Source organism: Clostridium lapidicellarium (assembly GCF_041224415.1).
Classification (GTDB): Bacteria; Bacillota; Clostridia; order Clostridiales; family Clostridiaceae; genus Clostridium_B; species Clostridium_B lapidicellarium.
Window position 1 is genome coordinate 21,693 of the sequence record NZ_JBGFFE010000014.1, and the last position, 21,470, is coordinate 43,162.

21 protein-coding genes are annotated in these 21,470 nt (G+C 35.6%); 18 read left to right on the forward strand and 3 right to left on the reverse strand.

What is annotated here, in order from left to right; genetic code table 11:
* Positions 1-7: 7 nt before the first annotated feature.
* The 7 genes from AB8S09_RS10140 (at position 8) to AB8S09_RS10170 (ending at position 6,446) form a co-directional block, all read left to right on the forward strand.
* Positions 8-1,147, forward strand: coding sequence for an acyl-CoA dehydrogenase family protein (locus AB8S09_RS10140; RefSeq protein WP_294181805.1), 1,140 nt, complete (start codon positions 8-10; stop codon positions 1,145-1,147).
* A 256-nt stretch (positions 1,148-1,403) separates the two neighbouring features.
* Positions 1,404-2,342 carry an efflux RND transporter periplasmic adaptor subunit gene (locus tag AB8S09_RS10145; RefSeq protein WP_369869066.1) on the forward strand — a complete coding sequence of 313 codons (939 nt, stop codon included), beginning with the start codon at positions 1,404-1,406 and terminating at the stop codon, positions 2,340-2,342.
* Between the two features lie 41 nt (positions 2,343-2,383).
* Positions 2,384-3,070, forward strand: coding sequence for an ABC transporter ATP-binding protein (locus tag AB8S09_RS10150; RefSeq protein WP_369869067.1), 687 nt, complete (start codon positions 2,384-2,386; stop codon positions 3,068-3,070).
* A gap of 7 nt (positions 3,071-3,077) precedes the next feature.
* On the forward strand, positions 3,078-4,250 hold the full coding sequence (locus AB8S09_RS10155; RefSeq protein WP_294181799.1) for an ABC transporter permease: 1,173 nt from the start codon (positions 3,078-3,080) through the stop codon (positions 4,248-4,250).
* A 225-nt stretch (positions 4,251-4,475) separates the two neighbouring features.
* Positions 4,476-4,937 carry a YsnF/AvaK domain-containing protein gene (locus tag AB8S09_RS10160; RefSeq protein WP_294181798.1) on the forward strand — a complete coding sequence of 154 codons (462 nt, stop codon included), beginning with the start codon at positions 4,476-4,478 and terminating at the stop codon, positions 4,935-4,937.
* A gap of 404 nt (positions 4,938-5,341) precedes the next feature.
* Entirely contained in the window at positions 5,342-6,004 is a 663-nt protein-coding gene (locus AB8S09_RS10165; protein WP_294181796.1) for a flavodoxin family protein, read from the forward strand.
* A 211-nt stretch (positions 6,005-6,215) separates the two neighbouring features.
* Positions 6,216-6,446: a glutaredoxin family protein gene (locus AB8S09_RS10170; protein WP_294181794.1), complete on the forward strand. Its 231-nt coding sequence runs from the start codon at positions 6,216-6,218 to the stop codon at positions 6,444-6,446.
* A gap of 96 nt (positions 6,447-6,542) precedes the next feature.
* Here the strand turns inward: AB8S09_RS10170 and AB8S09_RS10175 are convergent, their stop codons facing one another.
* The gene (locus AB8S09_RS10175) at positions 6,543-7,022 is read right to left on the reverse strand and encodes a peptide deformylase (protein WP_294181792.1); all 480 of its coding nucleotides are present in this window, start codon (positions 7,020-7,022) and stop codon (positions 6,543-6,545) included.
* 102 nt (positions 7,023-7,124) lie between these two features.
* On the opposite strand from AB8S09_RS10175, the gene AB8S09_RS10180 reads away from it, so the two are divergent.
* From AB8S09_RS10180 to AB8S09_RS10190, 3 genes are read left to right on the forward strand one after another with little or no spacing between them, the layout of a single operon-like run.
* On the forward strand, positions 7,125-7,748 hold the full coding sequence (locus tag AB8S09_RS10180; RefSeq protein ID WP_294181790.1) for a GntR family transcriptional regulator: 624 nt from the start codon (positions 7,125-7,127) through the stop codon (positions 7,746-7,748).
* Between the two features lie 41 nt (positions 7,749-7,789).
* Positions 7,790-7,984: a hypothetical protein gene (locus AB8S09_RS10185; RefSeq protein WP_369869068.1), complete on the forward strand. Its 195-nt coding sequence runs from the start codon at positions 7,790-7,792 to the stop codon at positions 7,982-7,984.
* Positions 7,981-8,295, forward strand: coding sequence for an aminotransferase-like domain-containing protein (locus AB8S09_RS10190; protein WP_294181786.1), 315 nt, complete (start codon positions 7,981-7,983; stop codon positions 8,293-8,295). Before AB8S09_RS10185 ends, AB8S09_RS10190 begins: the two co-directional genes overlap by 4 nt.
* A 75-nt stretch (positions 8,296-8,370) precedes the next feature.
* Here the strand turns inward: AB8S09_RS10190 and AB8S09_RS10195 are convergent, their stop codons facing one another.
* A complete protein-coding gene (locus AB8S09_RS10195) occupies positions 8,371-9,201 on the reverse strand; it encodes a YitT family protein (protein ID WP_294181784.1) in 831 nt (276 codons plus the stop codon).
* Positions 9,202-9,530: 329 nt separating this feature from the next.
* Here AB8S09_RS10195 and recQ point away from each other — a divergent pair, with 329 nt between their 5' ends.
* The 5 genes from recQ to carB all read left to right on the forward strand — a co-directional run bounded on the left by recQ (position 9,531) and on the right by carB (position 18,037).
* Positions 9,531-11,687, forward strand: a complete 2,157-nt coding sequence (gene recQ / locus AB8S09_RS10200) for a DNA helicase RecQ (RefSeq protein ID WP_294181782.1) — start codon at positions 9,531-9,533, stop codon at positions 11,685-11,687.
* A gap of 181 nt (positions 11,688-11,868) precedes the next feature.
* The gene (locus tag AB8S09_RS10205) at positions 11,869-12,669 is read left to right on the forward strand and encodes an ABC transporter substrate-binding protein (RefSeq protein ID WP_294181781.1); all 801 of its coding nucleotides are present in this window, start codon (positions 11,869-11,871) and stop codon (positions 12,667-12,669) included.
* Between the two features lie 18 nt (positions 12,670-12,687).
* Complete coding sequence (argF, locus tag AB8S09_RS10210) at positions 12,688-13,683, forward strand: ornithine carbamoyltransferase (RefSeq protein ID WP_294181779.1); 996 nt, start codon at positions 12,688-12,690, stop codon at positions 13,681-13,683.
* A 40-nt stretch (positions 13,684-13,723) separates the two neighbouring features.
* A complete protein-coding gene (gene carA / locus AB8S09_RS10215; protein ID WP_294181777.1) occupies positions 13,724-14,785 on the forward strand; it encodes a glutamine-hydrolyzing carbamoyl-phosphate synthase small subunit in 1,062 nt (353 codons plus the stop codon).
* Between the two features lie 27 nt (positions 14,786-14,812).
* Positions 14,813-18,037: a carbamoyl-phosphate synthase (glutamine-hydrolyzing) large subunit gene (gene carB / locus AB8S09_RS10220; RefSeq protein ID WP_369869069.1), complete on the forward strand. Its 3,225-nt coding sequence runs from the start codon at positions 14,813-14,815 to the stop codon at positions 18,035-18,037.
* 104 nt (positions 18,038-18,141) lie between these two features.
* Here the strand turns inward: carB and AB8S09_RS10225 are convergent, their stop codons facing one another.
* Positions 18,142-18,303: a hypothetical protein gene (locus AB8S09_RS10225; protein ID WP_294181773.1), complete on the reverse strand. Its 162-nt coding sequence runs from the start codon at positions 18,301-18,303 to the stop codon at positions 18,142-18,144.
* A 197-nt stretch (positions 18,304-18,500) separates the two neighbouring features.
* Here AB8S09_RS10225 and AB8S09_RS10230 point away from each other — a divergent pair, with 197 nt between their 5' ends.
* The 3 genes from AB8S09_RS10230 to AB8S09_RS10240 all read left to right on the forward strand — a co-directional run bounded on the left by AB8S09_RS10230 (position 18,501) and on the right by AB8S09_RS10240 (position 21,440).
* The gene (locus AB8S09_RS10230) at positions 18,501-19,403 is read left to right on the forward strand and encodes a M15 family metallopeptidase (RefSeq protein ID WP_369869070.1); all 903 of its coding nucleotides are present in this window, start codon (positions 18,501-18,503) and stop codon (positions 19,401-19,403) included.
* A 152-nt stretch (positions 19,404-19,555) separates the two neighbouring features.
* Positions 19,556-20,653, forward strand: a complete 1,098-nt coding sequence (locus AB8S09_RS10235) for an amidase domain-containing protein (protein ID WP_369869071.1) — start codon at positions 19,556-19,558, stop codon at positions 20,651-20,653.
* A gap of 346 nt (positions 20,654-20,999) precedes the next feature.
* Positions 21,000-21,440, forward strand: a complete 441-nt coding sequence (locus AB8S09_RS10240) for an MBL fold metallo-hydrolase (protein WP_294181765.1) — start codon at positions 21,000-21,002, stop codon at positions 21,438-21,440.
* Positions 21,441-21,470 lie beyond the last annotated feature (30 nt).

A 21,470-nucleotide genomic window follows, 5' to 3' on the forward strand; every position in this document is an offset into this window, starting at 1 on the left:
AGAGCAGATGAATTTTGAATTATCAAAAGAACAAGAACTTGTACAAAAAACAGCAAGAGATTTTGCTGAAAAGGAATTAAAGCCAATAGCCATTGAAAATGATGAAAAAAGTGAATTTCCTGTAGAACAGTATAAAAAAATGGGCGAAATGGGTCTAATAGGATTGCCTTATCCCAAAGAATACGGCGGTTCCGGGGCAGATTATCTTTCATATGTTCTGGCTGTAGAAGAGATATCGAAAGTGCACGCTTCCATGGGAATATCTTATTCAGTTACAACATCATTATGTGCAGGTGGAATATTCAACAATGCATCGGAAGAACAGAAAAAGAAATATCTTCCTGACTTATTATCGGGTAGAAAATTTGGTTCCTTTGGAATGACAGAGCCAAATGCAGGTTCTGATGCGTCTGCAGCAACAACTACTGCGGAGAAAAAGGGAGATTATTATATATTAAACGGTACCAAATGTTTTATTACAAATGGACCCCTTTCGGAGACATTCCTTGTATTTGGAATAACGGACAAAAGCAAGGGTCCCAGAGGATCGTCGGCATTTATAGTAGAAAAGGGATATCCTGGGTTTTCAATAGGTAAGATTGAGGACAAGTGTGGAATAAAGGCAGCACAGGTGTCGGAGCTTGTATTTGAGAATTGCAGGGTACCGGCAGAAAATTTGGTGCCTGAAGAAGGAAAGGGACTTAAAATAGCATTGAGTACATTGGATGGAGGAAGAATAGGAGTAGCTGCTCAGGGGCTTGGAATAGCAGAGGGAGCTTTTGAACGTGCAAAGCAGTATATGAAGCAGAGAATTCAATTTGGCAAACCGCTGTTTAAGCAGCAGTATCTGGCATTTAAAATGGCAGAATTGGATCTTGAGATAGAAGAAGCTAAATATATACTATACAAGGCAGCCATAGACAAACAAGAGGGAAAGCCATATTCAATACCTGCAGCCAAAGCTAAAATTGCCTGCACAGATGCGGCCATGCATGTGACAGCGGAGGCAGTACAGCTGTTTGGCGGAAATGGATATATGAGAGAATATGAAGTTGAAAGAATGATGAGGGATGCTAAGATAACCCAGATATACGAAGGAACAAATGAAATACAAAAATTGATAATAAGCGGAAAGTTATTTAAATAATCCGTGACCTTGTTGGAATTGTTCTAAAAGCTTGTAAAAAACACTCTCTTTAATTGATTGTAAGTCTGTTGTGCAATTAATGGTAATGCTCCCTTCTAGGTAGACAGGTGAAATAATAAAAACTTGTTTACTTGGGAGGGGCATTTTTATGTCAAAAAATATTAATAATATTGTAACAAAACTGTGACAGAAGAAATCTAAACTTATATTTAGTTTAGATAAAAAACAAATTTGATGGAAAGAAGGGGATTATATCGTGAAAAAGATACTTATTCCAATAATAATAGTGATAATAGCAGTAGGCGCTGTAGTATATAAAAATACTACAAAAAAATCCGGAAACAATAAATTACAGTATTCACAAGCTCGAGTAACTAAGCAGAATATTGAGAGCACAGTTTCCGGATCGGGAAGTGTTATGCCCCTGAATGGTGGAACAATTAAAGCCGGGGGAACAGATACTGTAGCTCAGGTACTTGTAAGCAAAGATCAGGCGGTAACTGCAGGACAGGAACTTGTTGCTTTTGAAAATGGAAGTGCTGCAATAACAGCTCCTTATGACGGAATAATAAGTCAGGTAAATGTAAGTGCAGGAGATAGTGTAAATCCAAATCAGGATCTTTTGGGCATATTTGATGACAAGAATTTCTATACCACAATATCCGTAGATGAAACTGATGTTCCAAATCTAAAAATTGGACAAAAGGCCAATATAAAAGTCAATGCATTTCCAGATACCAGCTTTACAGGTACTATCAAGGATATAAGTCAGCAGGGAACCTATTCAAATGGGGTGTCAACTTTTAATGTAATTATATATTTTGATAAAATAAACAACATAAAATCCGGAATGTCTACAGAAGCTTCCATAGTAACGGCATCAAAAAATAATGTACCTGCTGTGCCTATAGAAGCAATAAGAGATATGAATGGTAAAAAATTTGTAATACTGTCTTCTGACGATGGAAAAAGAAAAATGCAGCAAGTTCAGATAGGAATTAATAACGGAAAGATGGTTCAAATAGTCGGAGGGCTTACAGAAGGACAAAAAGTTCAATTACCTCAGACTGAAAGTTCAAGCGGAAGTCAATCTTCAACAAAAAGCAGAAGTGGATTCGGAATGATGAGAAGCGGAGAAATAGGTAATTCTAGACAAGGTGGAAATGGTGCAAGCCAAAATAGAGGAACAAATTAGTTATGGGATAAAATCGGAATACACGTGAAAGGAGAACTTCTATGATAGAAATTAAAAATCTGTGCAAGTACTATACTATGGGAGATACTAAAATAAAGGCACTGGATAATATCAATTTGAGTATATCTGAGAACGAATTTGTTTCAATTGTTGGTCCATCCGGTTCCGGAAAGTCTACACTTATGAATATAATTGGATGCCTTGATGTCTGTGATTCTGGATACTATATTTTAAATGGTATAAATATAAATGAGATGAGTGAATCTGAATTAGCTGACGTAAGAAATAAGCAGATAGGATTCATATTTCAAAATTTTAATCTGCTTCCCAAAATGAATGCTGTAGAAAATGTAGAAGTACCTCTCTTGTACAGAGGAATAAGTGAGAAAAAATGCAGGGAAAGGGCTATGGAGTGTCTTGAAAAGGTAAAACTTAAAGGAAGAGAGTATCATAGGCCAAATCAACTTTCAGGTGGACAGCAGCAAAGGGTAGCTATTGCAAGGGCACTTGCAGGAGGACCGAAAATTATACTGGCAGATGAACCGACAGGTGCTTTGGATAGAAAGACAAGTGAGAAAATAATGGGTACTATGAAAGAACTCCATAAAAATGGTCAGACTATAATATTGATAACTCACGATTTAAAAGTTGCAAAGCAGGCAAAGAGGATTGTGAGCATGGAAGATGGAAAATTGGAAGACGGGAAATTATACATGGAGGGGGATTGATTAATATATGAAATTATTTCAGACTTTAAAGCTAGCTGTAAAAAATATAATAAGCAATAAATTGAGATCCATTCTCACCATGATAGGTATAATTATAGGAATTTCTTCCGTCATAGTATTGGTAGGTATGGGAAGCGGATCTACAAAACAGATAACTTCTCAGGTTCAGGCTCTCGGAACTAATCTTATTATGGCAAATACTACCAACAACAATGGAACCAAGCAATTTACCCTTGAGGATGTAAAAAATATTCAGGATTTACAGGGAATTGCCGAGGCGGCACCTGCCATTAATGCCAGTGCTGCAGTTAAAGTCAATACAAAATCTCAAAGTACTTCTGTAACTGGGACTACGCCGAATTTTATGGATGTGAGAAATATGACACTTTCAGAAGGTAGATTTATAGCCGATCTGGATGTAGATTACAGAAATAAGGTGGCAGTTCTGGGATCTGATATTGCAGCTCAGCTTTATGGATTCAATGATCCCTTAGGCAGGGACATCAGTATAAACGGAAATACCTATAATGTCATAGGAGTGTTGAAATCACAAGGAAGTTCTATGGGAAATAACACAGATGACATGGTGATTGTACCCTCATCTACGGCCATAAGTCTTGCTGGCAGTAGAAATGTGCAAAGTGTGTATATAAAATCTTCAAGTGATCAGAATGTAGAGATGGTTACAAATGAAGTAAATACCTACTTAAATAATTATTTCAAGTCCGCAGATAATAGCATAAGCAGGGTTATGAGTCAGAAACAACTGCTGAATACCATGAGTTCAATAACGAGTACCATGACTTATTTGCTTGGGGGAATAGCTGCCATATCACTTATAGTGGGAGGAATAGGAGTAATGAATGTCATGCTGGTATCTGTCTCAGAACGTACTAAGGAAATTGGAATAAGAAAGGCACTTGGTGGAACAAAAAAAGATATAATGATTCAATTTTTGATAGAGTCCCTGGTTCTGAGTTCACTGGGAGGTATAATAGGTGTGATATTTGGCATTTTAATTGGAAAGACAGTAGCTGCCTTTGGAGTTTCAGTAGCATTTTCAATACCTGTGGTAATTTTTTCATTTTCCTTTTCCATGGTTGTGGGTATTGTATTTGGCATATTTCCAGCATATAAAGCCTCTAACCTTAAACCAATAGATGCCCTTAGATTTGAATAATATTTGGATGTGTGTTACAGCAACTACTGTTATCTATTTTTTTACAGAAAAATCTAAAACTATTAAATTTTAGCATTGGTTTTAAACTACTGATTTTTTGCCATTTTGTCGTCAAAAATATTGTAAGCAATTTACTTTAACTCCATATTTCATAAAGGATATATTACTTCATCGGGGATAAAATATTAATGAATTGAAAATATGTATTTTAGGAGGTAATATTTTATGAAAGGTTTATTTGACAATGTTTTAGGCAATGGCAGTGACGATAATAACAAGAAGAAAAGTAAGGATAGGGAAAAACTTACGCTTCATAAGGAAGAGCTTGATATAAATAAAAGCAAAGTTCCAAAGGGTGAGGTTGAGCTGAGCAAAGAAATTGTTGAAGAACCAAAAACAGTCGATGTTCCAGTTACTCATGAAGAAGTTGTTATAGAAAGAAGACCAGTAGATAATAAATCCAGTGATACGCCTATTAGTGATGAAAAAACCATACGCATTCCAGTCAGTGAAGAGCAGGTCAATGTAGGTAAACACACTGTGGTAACTGGAGAGGTATCTGCTCATAAACGTGAAGTTAAAGAAACAAGGAAAGTGGATGAAAAACTAAAAAGAGAAAAGGCTCGTGTAAACACAAATGGTGACGCAAATATAGTGGATGATAATACAGATCATGACTTCCGTTAGGAAATTTATCCGAAGGCTGCCATTGATGATACTCCCCGTTTCATAGAGTGGGAGGTAAGCACTGTCGCACGTCTGAATAAGGTGATTCTTAGGTTTGCAGTGATTTGCTTATGAAAAAATTTTTTTCATAAGCAAGTTCCATCTAAGCCTGAGAATCACTTGACCAGTGCTTATTTTGCATATACAAAATGGACAAAGCGATTAGCACAGGGTGCTAATTGTGGGACACCGACCCTGCATAGGCAAAGGGTTTCAGATAAACCTGAAACCCTTTTATTTTATTGAAGCAATACGGGTTTTGGAAAGACGATGGGCAATTACAGGCCGTAATGTAGTTGATAGGCTGTGTTTCGAAAAGTGTTATAATTGAAACTGTAGATCTCAATGGCAAAGGAGAAAAAATCATGAAGATATATTTTGTCAATGGCAGTCCGAGGAAAAAATGGAATACGGGTACTGTACTGAAGAAAGCAGCGGAAGGAGCCGCATCGCAAGGTGCAGAAACAGAGCTTGTTAACTTGTATGACTTGAAATACAAGGGTTGTGTCAGTTGTTTTGCGTGTAAAATGATAGGCGGAAAATTCCACGGTAAATGTGCTCAAAAAGATGATTTAACACCTATTCTGGAAAAATTATCTGCTGCGGATGGAATTGTTTTTGGTACACCGATTTATTTTTATAATATAACATCTGGAATGCAGGCGTTTCTGGAACGATTTTTCTTTCCGTATGATTTATACAGCAGAGAGATAGTATCTGGCTATACCCAAAAAATACCAAGCGGTTTTATCTATACAATGAATATGAGCGCAGAAAGTATGCACAAGGCAGGTATAGATACTAATGTAAAAGCCGGACAATTATTTGCGGAAGAAATTTTGGGGATGAAACCGGAAGTTTTATATGTAAATAATACCTACCAGTTTTCAAACTACAGCAAATATGAATCCTCTAAATTTTCGGAGACAGAAAAGGCTGTATATAAACAAGCGCAATTTCCGATAGATTGCCAAAAGGCTTTTGAAATGGGACAGAAAATTGCAGAAAAAAATCTACGGGAGAAATAAATATTGGTTTCAAGTAATCGGATAGTTGAATAAATTTTTAAAATTATAGTTTCATAAATTTCTATAAGATCATATATTAATCCAGTGATATATAGTATTTGTACAAAGCATAATTAATATTTTATAATAATTATTATTAAAATCTATTGATAGATTTTATCAGGTGTGATATTATAAAACCGAAAGGGAAATATTACAAGGAGATGATTTTATGAGTAAGGTTGATATATTTACAACCAGTACCTGTCCATATTGTCATAGTGCAAAGGAGTTTTTTACAAAAAACAATATAGATTTTACAGAACACAATATAAGCACGGATTCAAATGCAAGAAAGCAGCTCATGGAGAAGGGATACAGATCCGTTCCTGTTATAGTTATAGACGGACAGTATCTTGTGGGATTCAATGAGGCAAAGGTGGCAAACCTTTTGGGTGTTTGATGATGTGGTAAATATGAGGGCCTTATAGAAGTTTAAAAATGGTGTTGTAAAATTACTCATCAGGGTAGCTTTACAGCACTTCATTTTTATATTCCCTTATTTTTTTAGATAGAAGGATCTGTTGTTTACGGCTCTCATTGTTGCCAGTATTCCATCGAGGTGATCATATTCATGCTGTATCAGTTCCGATAGATCTCCTTGAAATTTTATTGTTTTATCCATGAAATTTATATCTTTGTACATCACGGTACATTTTTTATATCGTTTGACTTTTACCAGCAGGTTTGGAAAGGACATGCAGTCATCCACAACTTCCATCATCTCATTATTGTCAAATTTAAGTATGGGATTGATAAAAACCATGGGTTTGTCGATATACATGTATATCAACCTTTTAAATATTCCAATCTGCGGCGCTGCAATTGCCCTTCCTGCGTTATATTTTTTGCGGAAATCAATTAAGGTATCGTGCAAATCCGAAACAGTCTCCTTTACTGCATCCATTTCCTCTTTCGCAACAGGAAGGCTTTTCTTATATAGATCTTCATTTCCAAGTAACAGTATTTCTTTTATCATAAAACGCTCTCCTTTACATGTGATATATATTTGATACAATATTACTATATAATTGTTACTATAAAAAGGTATAATTTTTATAAAAATTATGGGGATGATTTTATGGAAATACCGGTGTTCATTGAAAAGAACAGTGAAAAATCGCTGTATATTCAGATATATGGATGCTACAAAAAAGCTATACTGGAAGGTATACTTAAAAAAGATGATAGATTGGAATCTATAATACAGCTTAAGAACAGGCTTTGTATCAGCAGAAACACAGTTCAGGCGGCGTATAATCAGCTGTTGTGTGAGGGCTATATTTATAGTAAAAAGGGCAGTGGTTATTATGTGGGAGCTATAGATAAACAGATAAAAACCGTCAAGAGAGAAAATATACCCTTAAAGCTCAAACCGCTGAGAAGTATTCATATAGATGAGAGGCCATATTCCTATAATTTTAAACCCGGCTCGGTGGAGCACAGCAGTTTTCCATTTGCGAGCTGGAGAAAAATTGAGCAGGGTATTATGAAAAAAGAAAATATAGGCATATTGACCTATTCGGATCCCAGAGGTGAATTTGAATTGAGAAATCAGATTGCAGATTATGTCAAAAGTTCAAGAGGGGTGGCTTGTTCTTCTGAACAGATAATTGTAGGTGCAGGGACACAGACTTTGATGGCTATATTATGCGACCTGCTTGGTGAGTATTATAATATGACAGCGAATTTAGATATAATGTAAATCCAATACCTTCACTTCAAAGCCTGGATAATGAAAATAGAGTGATCTATCTTGGAACTTTTTCAAAAACTCTTTTTCCCGGAATGCATGTTGGATATATGATTTTACCTGAAAGCATAATGAAGCTTTTTATTGAAGAAGGAAGCTTTATAAATCAAACTGCATCCAAAATTCATCAGCTGACAATTGCAGAATTTATGAAGGAGGGACTATTGAAGCTCATCTCAGGAAAATGAGAAACATATATGCTAGAAAGCAGCAGTTTCTTACAGACTGTATAAAAAATGAATTTGGAGAAAATGCCGCTATCTATGGTGATAAAGCAGGACTCAACGTTGTACTTCAGGTGAAAAGCAGGTTTGATGAGCCTGAATTGATAGATAGAGCTCTGGAAAAAGGGGTTAAAGTCTACCCTGTATCCTTTTACTATTTTGATAAAGATAATTATAAGAAGCATAATATGGTGTTGATGGGATATGGGCATCTGAGTTTTGAGGAGATAAGAAATGGAATAAGGTTTTTAAAAAAAAGTCTGGTTTTGAGTTGAATATTTCATAATGCAAGGTATGGCTTAAAATAAGGGAGTGGACACAAGTCCACTCTTATCCAATGCATATTCTGATTAAGCAGCACCAAATCCCTTTCCATAGGCTTCGTAGGAATTTTGTATTAGGACCAGGGCATTTACATCGACTTCTCTCACTATCCTCTTGAGCTTTACAAGTTCTGTATTTGTGACGAGACACATTAATATATCACGTTTATCATCCGTGTATCCGCCTCTTGCCTCAATTTTGGTAGTACCCCCATGTAGCTTGGTCAAGATTAAATCGTTGATTTCTTCAGTTTTATCTGAAATTATAAATACGGATTTGGAATCAGTAAATCCCTTGATATATATATCTGTGACCCTTCCGATTAAATATACTGTAACCATGCCATATAGAGCTTTTTCTATACCAAAGACAAAACAGGTTAGTATTACTATGGACATATCTAAGCTCATCATTACTTTACCTACGGGTTTATGGGCATATTTGCATATGATTTTAGCTATGGTATCTGTACCTCCTACGGAAGATTGCTTGCTTAAAAGCATTCCAACGCCGACCCCTGTAAATACCCCGCCCAATAGGGATGACAGTAGAATATCATGTGTAAAGGGAGTAATGCTGCTGGTTAATTCTACTAATATCGGAACAAGAAAGGCTCCTAAAGCTGTATTTAGTACAAATTTTTTCCCAAGTGTCAACAACCCTATTATGAAAATTGGTATATTGAAAAGACCCATAATTATTGATTTCTTTATATGCGTTACAGATTCCAGTACAATTGCAAGTCCGGAAACTCCACCTGGTACGATTTTATGCGGCGCAAGAAAGGCATTTAAAGCAAATGAAATTAAAAATAGTCCAAATAAAATTACAGCTAAATCCCATGCATTTTGTTTCATTCCACTCTCCCCCTATTTTAAAATATTGACACTATAAAAGCCCTCCGTCCCTTTTGGGATGAAAGACTCTGTTAACAAAGCAGATCTTATATGATGTTAATAGATTAATATTGCTATCAATTATATAGTAATTTATACTTTAAAGGTGCATTTGCCGAATAACCTCTTGATTACAATTCATAGTATCCATTATAGTGAATTATAGTGCATATATCAAGATAATATTCGTTAAATTAAATAATATTTTTATATACATTTTTCAAGACGGATAACAGCTTTATATGTTATAATTTGTTTGAAAAATAACAGTATACATAGAGGTGAAATAATTGAATAACAGCGCCTTGAAAGTTTTAAATAAATATTACGGGTATGATAATTTCAGGGGAGATCAAAATGAGGTAATTGAAAGCATATTGAATGGAAGAGATACTATGGCTATAATGCCTACAGGCGGAGGTAAATCCCTGTGCTATCAGATACCGGCACTTCTTTTTAAAGGTATAACCATTGTAATATCCCCACTCATTTCTCTTATGAAAGATCAGGTGGACAGTATAAAGACACTTGGGATAAGAGCTGCTTATATAAACAGTTCCATTGCTCAGGATGAAATTTTAAATATATGTTCTTCCTTAAAAAATGGAGGTGTAAAAATATTGTATGTAGCCCCGGAAAGATTGGAATCTCCTGATTTTTGCAGTATTATCAAAAACCTGCCTGTTTCACAGGTGGCAGTGGACGAAGCTCACTGTGTATCTCAATGGGGGCACGATTTCAGGGTAAGTTATACATATATCTGGAAGTTCATAGAGTGCTTTTCTAGAAGGCCTGTGGTTACTGCATTTACGGCTACTGCTACAGATGAAGTGCGTGAAGATATTGTGAAACAGATACATATGAAAGATCCTGCTGTGTTCATATCTGGATTTGACAGGGAAAATTTAAAGTTATGCTGTTTGAAAGTTGGAAATAGATTTGAATATGTACTTGATTATATCAAGGCAAATTTGGGACAGTCGGGCATAATATATTCGGCTACTAGAAAAAAAGTAGATAATTTATATGAAAAACTTAAAGCTAATGGAATATCAGTTGGAAAGTATCATGCAGGTTTGTCAGCTGAAGATAGGAAGAAGAATCAGGAGGATTTTGTCTATGACAGGGTAGACGTCATAGTTGCCACTAATGCTTTTGGAATGGGAATAGATAAGTCGAATGTGAGATTCGTGATACATTATAATATGCCGAAGAATATAGAAAGCTATTATCAGGAAATAGGACGGGCGGGACGTGACGGCGAAAAAAGTGAATGCATACTCATGTTTTCACCTCAGGATGTAATCACCCAGAAGTATTTGATAGAGACTAGTATACAGTCGCCGGCCAGAAGGATGAATGAATATAAAAAACTCCAATCTATGGTTGATTTTGTCCATTATAATGGATGTTTGAGGAAATATATACTCAATTATTTTGGCGAGCATGTCGATTATGATGAATGTGGAAATTGCAGCAATTGTATAAGAGAGGGAAAATATGTAGATAAAACTGTGGATTCCCAGAAAGTGCTCTCTTGTATTTACAGAATGAAGAGGGAGTTTGGTGTAAATATGATAGTGGACGTTTTAAGAGGTTCTACCCAGAAAAAGGTGCTTCAATATGGATTTGACAAGATATCCACTTATGGGATAATGAAAAATTATTCGAAAAATGGACTTTCAAATTTTATAAACACACTTATAGCTCAGGGCTATATTTCTTTAAAAGAAGGAGAATATCCAACAGTGATATTGAATTCTAATTCTGTGAAAATACTGAAGGGAAAGGAAAAAGTGGTTTTGAAGGAACCTACGAAGGTGGAAAAGATAACTGTAAACAGTAATTTGTTTGAATTGCTCAGGAATTGCAGGAGGGAAATAGCCAGAGGGGAGGGAGTACCTCCTTATTTAATATTTTCTGATACCACTTTAAGGGAGATTAGCAGCAGATACCCTGTAACTTCAAAGCAGATGCTTGATATATCCGGAGTTGGTGAATTGAAACTCAAGAAATATGGTGACATATTCTTAAAAATTGTCAGGGAATATGTAGAAAAAAACAATATAAAATCCAACTGGTACTTTAAAGGGAATCTTTCAGAAGTCGGCAGCAGAAAAAATGGCAAGTTGAAAACTTTTGAAATTACCGTAAACATGCTTGATGAAAATATGGGAATAGATGAGATCTCCAGTAAAAGAGGTCTTACCGTATCTACAATATTATCGCATATAATGAAGTATGTGGAACAGGGAAACAAACTCAATGTGAAAATGAATTTTGACAGCCTGTTTTCGAAAGAAGAAGAAAATATGATTGTACAGGTTATAAAAAAGATAGGCATGGACAGGTTAAAGCCCGTTAAAGAATCTCTGCCAGACAGTATAAGCTATGATAAAATAAAGGCAGTTATACTTAAAGATTATATTCTAAAAGATAATAGTTGAATTTAAGCTGATACAGGCTTCCTTGCAGATCTTATTTTACGAGGAAGCCCTCTTCTATTTTCAAGCCTAAATTTTTACAATAAATAATTTCATCAAATATATGAAAACATATTGCATTATTATTAATATTTATGTATAATTATAAAATATATCAATAGATTATAATTTAGGGGGATTGGTAATGAAGAAGATAATGGCAGCTGCGGTTGTAATTATTTTTGGTATTGTATTATTTACAGCATGTGGGCAAACTAATATGAACGATGCAAATTCAAATTTGCTGAATAAAGTTAAAAAGTCCGGTAAAATCACTATAGGGACGGAAGAAGGGTATCCTCCAATGGAGTTTAGAGATGGCAGTGGTAAACTGGTGGGATTTGACGTGGATTTTTCCAATGAAGTTGCCAGAAGATTAGGAGTCAAAGCAAATTTTTTGGTGATGGATTTTAACGGACTTATATTGGCCCTTGATTCAAATAAATTTGATGCTGCCGTTGCTTCCATAAGTATAACTGATGAGCGTAAGAAAAACACAGATTTTTCTGTGCCATATATAAATGGAGGACAGATCATTACTGTAAAGAATGAAAGGAAGGATATAAAAGGGGTAAATGATTTAAAAGGAAAAGTTGCAGCTTGCGAATTGGGAACTACGGGGGAAAAGGTTGCAGATGGAATTAAAGGAGTAAAGGAACTGAAGAAGTATGACAAGATAACTGAGGCTTTTCAAGATATGTCCATAGGCAGGGTGGATGCCGCTATAATCGATAAGCAGGTTGGCGGATACTATATTCAGAAGAAAAAGGGTCAGTTTAAAATGCTTCCCGGAGAATTGAGCAGGGAACCTATGGGAATAGCCTATAGAAAAAATGATGATTCACTGAAAAAAGAAGTGGATAAAATCATAGGGGACATGAAAAAGGATGGAACACTTTCTAAGCTCTCGGTAAAATGGTTTGGATTTGATGCGTATAAAAAATGATATTAGGAGGAAATATTTATGGTTGATTTAAAGGGAAGGAGCTTTTTAACTCTCAGGGATTTTTCACGAGAAGAGATAAGATATCTGCTGGATCTTTCTAAAAAACTCAAGGAAGAAAAACATAATGGGAAAGAAAAAAAGAGACTGCAGGGAAAAAATATTGCTCTTATATTTGAAAAAGATTCTTTAAGGACAAGATGTTCATTTCAGGTAGGGGCATATGATGAAGGTGCATCGGTAACTTATATAGGACCTACGGGAAGCCATATGGGTAAAAAAGAATCGGTGAAAGATACGGCCAGAGTAATGGGGAGGATGTTTGACGGAGTGGAATACAGGGGATTTTCACAGAAAAATATGGAAATTTTTGCTGAATATTCAGGAGTACCACTGTGGAATGGACTCTCAGACGAAGATCATCCTACCCAGGTACTAGCAGATTTTTTGACTGTAGAAGAACATGTTGATAAACCACTTGAAGATGTAAATTTTATCTATATTGGCGACGGAAGGAACAACATGGCAAATGCACTTATGATTGGATCGGCAAAAATGGGAGTTGATTTTAAAATTATAACTCCAAAGGAGCTGTTTCCTGAAGATGAACTGGTGGCGGAATGTAAAAAGATTTCGAAAAAAAATGGAGGAAATATTACCATAAGCGATGATATATACGGCAGCGTAAAAGGAGCAGATGTTTTGTATACAGATGTGTGGCTCTCAATGGGGGAGAATAGAAATCTGTGGAAAAGCAGAATTGAAGCTTTGATGCCATACCAGGTAAACGGTAAACTTGTTGAATCCTGTGAAAATAAAGATGTGAAATTCATGCACTGTCTTCCTGCCTTTCACAATAGAGAGACAAATACGGGCGAGGATATATATCAAAAATTTGGCTATGAAGCACTGGAAGTTACAGAAGAAGTATTTGAGGGAGAACATTCTATAGTATTTGATGAAGCAGAAAATAGATTGCATACTATAAAGGCAGTCATGGTGGCAACTTTAGCCTAGGAATCATTTTATGCAGTAATATTTAGAAAGAAGGAATATTATGAATTCCATATTGTATTTGGAAGATGGAACCGTGTTTATGGGGAAAGCTGTAGGAAGAAATGGTGTAACTGCAGGGGAACTGGTTTTCAATACTTCAATGACAGGTTACCAGGAGATACTTACAGACCCTTCTTATAGAGGTCAGGTAATTACCTTTTGTTACCCATATATAGGAAATTATGGCGTCAACCAGGATTTTAGCCAGTCTGGAGAAGCACAGGTAAAGGGAGTGGTGTTGAAAAACGCCTATTCTGATACATCCCATTATTTAAGCAGGGAGAGCTTTACAGATTTTCTGAAAAAAAATAATATAGTGGGTATCAGCGGCATAGATACCAGAAGCATAACAAAAAAGATAAGGTCAAAAGGTACTATGAAATGTGTGATATGCAATAAGAACAAACCTATAAATGAGATTAAAAATATGCTGGATTCCTGTGATGATAAAAATCTGGTTGAGCAGGTAAGTACCCCATCTGTAAAGAATATTAAAGGAAGCGGACCTAAAGTGGCACTTCTGGATTTTGGTGCCAAGATAAATATAATGAAAAATTTAAAACGCAGAAATTGCGATATAACCGTATTTCCCTATGATTCTTCCTATGAGGATATAGAGAGGATAAATCCCCAGGGTATACTTTTGAGCAATGGTCCGGGAAATCCCAAAGATTTAGGTAAAATTATGCCTACTATAAAAAAGATGATTGGAAACATTCCGGTATTCGGGATATGCCTGGGACATCAGTTACTGGCTCTTGCACTGGGTGGAGATACCTATAAGATGAAATTTGGACATAGAGGCAGTAATCATGGCGTATATGACAGGGACCTTGACAAATCCTTTATAACGTCTCAGAATCATGGCTATGCCGTTAGAAGAGAAAGCCTGGATAAAGATATTATTGAGGTGACCCATCTGAATTTAAATGACAATACTGTAGAGGGAATAAGACATAAAACCCTTCCTATATTTTCAGTACAATTTCACCCGGAAGGTTCTCCAGGGCCTAAGGATACAGATTATTTATTTGATAAGTTTTTAAGATATATGACTCTATAGTATAAATAAACAAGGAGAAGTGATACAATGCCGTTGAGGAAAAACTTGAAAAAAGTTTTGATAATAGGATCGGGACCTATAATAATAGGCCAAGCTGCTGAGTTTGATTATTCAGGGACTCAGGCATGTGAGGCAATAAAAAGAGAGGGAATAGAAACAGTTCTTGTAAACAGCAATCCGGCAACTATAATGACAGATAAAAATATTGCAGACAAGACTTATATAGAACCTCTTACTGTTGAATCATTGGAAAAAATAATAGCAAGGGAAAAACCGGATGGTGTTTTAGCGGGATTTGGTGGACAAACGGCCCTGAATTTGGCCATGGAACTTAACAAGGCCGGAATTTTAAAAAAATACAATGTGGAATTACTCGGAATAAAAGTAAAATCCATAGAAAATGCAGAGGACAGAAAGAGCTTTAAAAATCTTATGGAGAAAATAGGAGAGCCTGTGGCTGTGAGTACCATAGCCACTAATTTAGATGAGTGCAAGGAATTTTTGAATGAAATCAGCCTTCCTATTATAATAAGACCTGCCTATACACTTGGAGGTACTGGTGGTGGAATTGCAAACAATTATGAAGAATATCTGGAAATATGTAAAAATGGACTGGAAGAAAGTCCTATAACACAAATACTTTTGGAGCAGAGTTTGGCAGGATGGAAAGAACTGGAATATGAGATAATGAGGGACAAAAAAGACAACTGTATGGTAGTATGCAACATGGAAAACCTGGATCCTGTAGGTATTCACACCGGTGACAGTATAGTTGTGGCGCCTTCTCAAACTCTAAATGACAGGGAATACCAGATGCTCAGAAGATCTGCCATAAAAATAATAAGAACTTTGAAGATAGAAGGAGGCTGTAACATACAATTTGCACTGGATCCCAACAGCGGCAGATATATGGTCATAGAAGTAAATCCGAGAGTGAGCAGATCAAGTGCATTGGCTTCCAAGGCTGCAGGGTATCCCATAGCCAAAATTGCAGCTAAAATTGCTTTGGGTTATACACTTGATGAATTGAAAAATTATGTTACAGGGAACTCAAGTGCCCTTTTTGAACCAACCCTTGATTATTGTGTAGTTAAAATGCCAAAATGGCCTTTCAATAAATTCAAGACTGCAGATAGAACTTTAAAGACCCAGATGAAGGCTACAGGAGAAGTCATGGCTATAGACAGGAGTTTTGAAAGTGCACTTTTAAAGGCCGTGATAAGTTTGGAGGGAAAGCTAATAGGACTCAAACTGGACAAACTTGAAGATCTAAGTGTACCAGAAATAGTTGATAAACTGAAGATGCAGGATGACGAGAGATTGTTTGCAGTGGCGGAAGCTCTTCGAAAGGGAATGAGTGTGGATGAGCTCTATGAGATAACCAAAATTGATAAGTGGTTTATATATAGAATAAAAAATATAGTGAATATGGAAAATGAACTAGTAAATAACGCTCCAGATGTGGATACCATACAGCAGGCTGAAATTATGGGATTTACGGATGAATATATATGCAAGCTTATGGGCATGAAATTAGAAGATTTAAAGAGGATCAAGGAAGTAAACAGGATAAAAGTAGTGTACAAGATGGTTGACACCTGCAGCGGTGAATTTCAAGCAAGGACGTCCTATTACTATTCCTGCTATGATCTGGAAGATGACAACACAGTGTCGGATGATAAAAAAATACTTGTAATAGGCTCCGGACCTATTAGGATAGGACAGGGAATAGAATTTGACTACTGCTGCGTAAATGGTGTATGGGCCATAAAAAAAGCTGGATATAAGTCGATTATAGTGAACAACAATCCTGAGACTGTAAGTACGGATTTTGATATTTCTGATAAACTTTATTTTGATCCGCTGTATATAGATGACGTGATGAATGTGATAAATGAAGAGAAAGTGGACGGGGTTATAGTACAATTTGGCGGACAGACAGCTTTAAATTTATCGAAGAAATTAAGTGATGCAGGGGTAAAATTACTTGGAACTTCCTTTAAGTCCATAGATCTGGCTGAAGACAGAGAAAAATTCAGGGTCTTTTTAAAGGAATTGAATATCAATTCCCCCATAGGCGGTTCCGTGACCAGTTTAAAAGAAGCAGACAGGTTAATTGATGAGATAGGCTATCCGGTTATTGTAAGGCCCTCTTATGTGATTGGCGGAAGGGCTATGAAGGTAGTGTACAACCATGAAGAATTATCCCAGTATTTAAAAGATGCAGTAAATCTGTCAAAAGAGCATCCAGTACTCGTAGATAGATATATTTTGGGCAGAGAAATAGAAGTGGATGCAATATCCGACGGTCAGGATTTAATAATTCCGGGGGTAATGGAACATGTGGAAAGGACAGGAGTACATTCCGGAGACAGTATTGCAGTATATCCTGCAGATGATCTTCCTGAAAAGGTTCTTGGAAAGATAGAAGACTATACGGTAAAAATAGCCAGAGGATTAAAGGTGAAAGGACTTTTAAATGTACAGTATGCGTATGATGGAGATAAGATATATGTAATAGAAGTAAACCCAAGGGCCTCGAGAACTGTGCCAATCTTAAGCAAGGTTACGGATATTCCAATGGTGGAGATAGCTGTGCAGATCATGCTGGGGAAGAGGATAAGAGATTTTGGCTACAAGCAGGATGAATATAAGTTCAGTGATATTTATGCCGTAAAGATGCCGGTGTTCTCCAGCAAGAAGCTTCCAGGTGTGGATGTAGCTCTCGGACCTGAAATGAAATCCACAGGGGAGGTTCTTGGAATTGATTTTGATAAAAATAAAGCTGTGTATAAGGCTTTTAAAGCAGCGGGTTTTAAAATCTTTCACAGTGGGAACCTATATGTTTCCATAGATGATCGGGACAAGGAAGATTCTCTTCATATAATAGCAAAATATGATAAATTGGGCTTTGATATTTTAGGCTCTGCAGGTACTTGTGAGTTTTTAAATAAAAATGGTATAAAATGTACTGAGGTTGACATAAAAGATGCACCGGGATATATTAAAGAAAATAAGGTAGATGTGGTTATCAATATACCGACTCAGGGATATGACAGCAGTAGACAGGGTTTTGAACTGAGGCGTACTGCACTGGCCCATGATAAAGTGATTTTTACCTGCATTGATACTGCTAATGCCTATGTAGATGCCATAATGGTAGAAAAGAACGGTGAGATTATAGAATATAAAACCATGAGTGAATATTTGAGAAAGAGGGTTAAATATAGAGAAATGGTAAAATGCAGCTAAACAGATTGATTTTAAAGGCTTGCATCATGTCTATCGCCTTCAATTTCATAAAAATGGAGACGATAGGCACTGCTGTATGCAGTGTAATAATCCAGTAAAACAGATTATTTTTTATGCTTTGCGGCGCCTCCTAAGTTTTCAAATAAAAATTTTTCCAGCTCTCTATCCAGTCTGCTGCTTGTTTTTCTAATCTTGTCTTTGCTCATATTTTGATAAATCAGCTTTTCTAATTCTTTTTTTAATTTATAAATTTCTTCTTTTGACAAGTTTAACACTCCAAATTGATAATTTGTTTTTAAAATAAGCTTCATACCAATTTTACATGATAAGTGTGCTATTTGCAAATATATTTTATATGCAAATAGCACAAGATAAATAGTGATACTTATAATTACTATGCATAAAGTCAATATATGTACATACAATAATTGTTGATAATTGTAAAATTGGAGTGATTTATTTTATGAGAAAAAAAATAATTGTATTTTTTATATTGACATGCATGTGCCTTAGCATACATGAAAAAGCTGGAGCTGCTGATTACGATACTGTATTAAAGCAGGACATTCTGTGTCTCATGATGGCCTATCCAGAATATATTACGGATGTGGAAAAGGATAATAGCGGCAGGGTATATGTAATTATGAAATCAGGTAAAAGGATTTTATACGATGACAAAAAAGAGAAAAGTTCTGAAGAAAAGTTCCAAAATACAGATCTACAGGACATGATGGAACAGCCATATCCATTGGGGGCTGTAAATGGAGCTGCGGAAAAAAATTTTGATCCTGGCAGGTTTAGGGTTTATTCTCTTTTGAAGGAAATCTATGGCAATGATAAGAATTCTGTGGAATCAAACCTGGAAATGGCCAGTTTAGGCTACAGAAGATTTCAATTCAACGGAAACAATAATGCTTCATTATCTCTTGAAAGGGCAATGAAAGAGCTTATTCCCCTCTCGCAAAAAAAGGGAAATATAGCAAAATGTCTGTTTCCCAGCAGCGGTACTTTCAATTACAGATATATTTCGGGAACGAATATGTTGAGTCCCCATTCTTTCGGGATAGCAATTGACCTTGCCAGGGACAGAAGAGATTATTGGAAGTGGGTGTCAAGAGAGGAAGGAAGTCTGCGAATAAAAAAATATCCGAGGGAAATTGTAGAAGTATTTGAGAAAAATAATTTTGTGTGGGGTGGAAAATGGAGCCATTTTGATACTTTGCATTTTGAATACAGACCTGAGATAATTTTAAAAGCCAGATATTTCGGCGGTAAAAGACAAAATGGAGATTGCTGGTACAAAGGTGCTCCCTGCAGTGATAAAGATGTAAAAAAATATATTGAGTGGATCGACAAGAAGCTATAGAAAAAACATTATAGGGAAGATTCTGAAATAAATATGAAACTTCTACTAGAATTTACAAAAGCTTGGTAGAAAGTCCATCAGTTTTAACTGTGGGATGAATGCTTATACAATTGGGCACAATAATTGTAAAAATTATATGAGGAGTATAGCTTATGAAACATTCCTTGACAAAAATGGTTTTTAGGTCCACGATAATGATTTTAGTCATATTTTTTTCATGCTTTTTTAAGGGTGTACTGGGAGAAGAAAGTGATGTGAAAAATGAGATTATAAATTCTACTAAACAGATATTTGAAAATAGAAATAGAGCCATATTAAATGGAAATTTACAATTTATAGAGCCTTATTATGACAAGAGTACGAAATATGGAGCCTGGGCCTATGACCATGAAGAGAAAAAAATGAAATATTTAAAGAACTGGGAAGATAAACAGGGGGTAAAATTTGTAGAAATTCTGCCGGATGTCGTAGTTAAAAGGATAAAAGATAAGGGTGATAAATTTTCTGTAAATTTAATTTGTTCAACTGAATACAGATATGTATATGAAGATACGCCCAAATTAGTAAACAGCTGTAGAATAGGAACTTTACATGTACTTAATATGGAAAAGAAAAACGGTAAGTGGATTATTACAAAGGAGTGGTATAAAGATCCTTTTGCAGATTCCCTTAATTTGGATAATTTGAAAATGGATTCTGTAAAACGGTATATATTATTGCAGAACAGGAGGGACTTTTCGGGTATTACGGAGAGAAGAAAATCTTCTGTGGAATATGCAGATAGGTACTGCGGTATAGCTTCGGAAAAAAAATATGGGTATACTTATAATAAAAAATACAGAAATTATAATTCTCAAGGCGGTGATTGTGCCAACTTTGCATCCCAGGTACTGCATGAGGGAGGAAAATTCAAAAAAAATTCCGCATGGAATTATGACAGCTCGGGGGCAACCAGCTCCTGGCTAAATGCAGATGGATTTAAAAATTATATGATATACAGCGGAAGGGCATCGGTTGTAGCTCATGGAAGTTATGAAAAGGTCTATAGAGATTCTTATAAACTTCTTCCGGGAGATTTTATAGCATATGAAAAAAAAGGGGATATAACTCATATTTCCATGGTTACAGGTGCGGACTCCAGAGGATATTCTCTTGTAAGTTGCCATAATACAGATAGAAATAGAGTACCTTGGGATCTAGGCTGGAGTGATAAAAATATAAAGTTTTGGCTTTTGCATGTAAATTATTAAATTAATACAAAGGCTACCATTGCTAATACTCCCGGCTTCTCAAAACGGGAGATAAGCACTGCTTGCGCGCCTGGATAAGTTCTCCCCCTAAAGGATAACGTATTCTAAGTACTGAAGACACTAAGAATGCTGCTAATAAGGTCCGGGTGGAGAAAAGTATTTCTTATAAGCAAACTCCACCTGAAACTAAGAATTACTTGATAATGATATTATGATCAACTGTAGATGTGATTTTTGATTTTTAATGTGGATGTATAAATTAATAAAAGGAGGATATGCTACAGTAAGAATGTATTTTATTGCGTAAAAATGATATGATGGAATTGTAAGTAGGAGGGAATATATATTGTTTAAATTGGGGAAAACACAAAAGTTGACGGGAAATATATATGTAGTGAGAACATTGATTTCTAATTTCTTTATATATTCTGATTGTGATACCACTATATGTTTTAATGCTGGATTTATGCCGTCTGTTATAAATAGAGAATTGAAAAAAATAGATATTCATCCTCAGTCTGTCTGTGGTATATTTTTAACGTATCCCAGCTTCTATCACATGGGAGGAATTAATTTGTTTAAGAATGCCGATATTTATTTTTCGGCAGATATATCTATAAGAAGATCTAAAGAGATATGTTTTCATATTGAAAATGCAAATTATGCAAAACTTAGAGATGGAGATGAAATCAATGTGGGAAAGATAAAAATAAGATCTGTTATATTTCCAGGACACAAAAAGGGAGTTATTTCTTACATAGTTAACGACAGCATTTTATTTGTATAGTATCTGTTGAAAATTATTTTTATTTTTGAA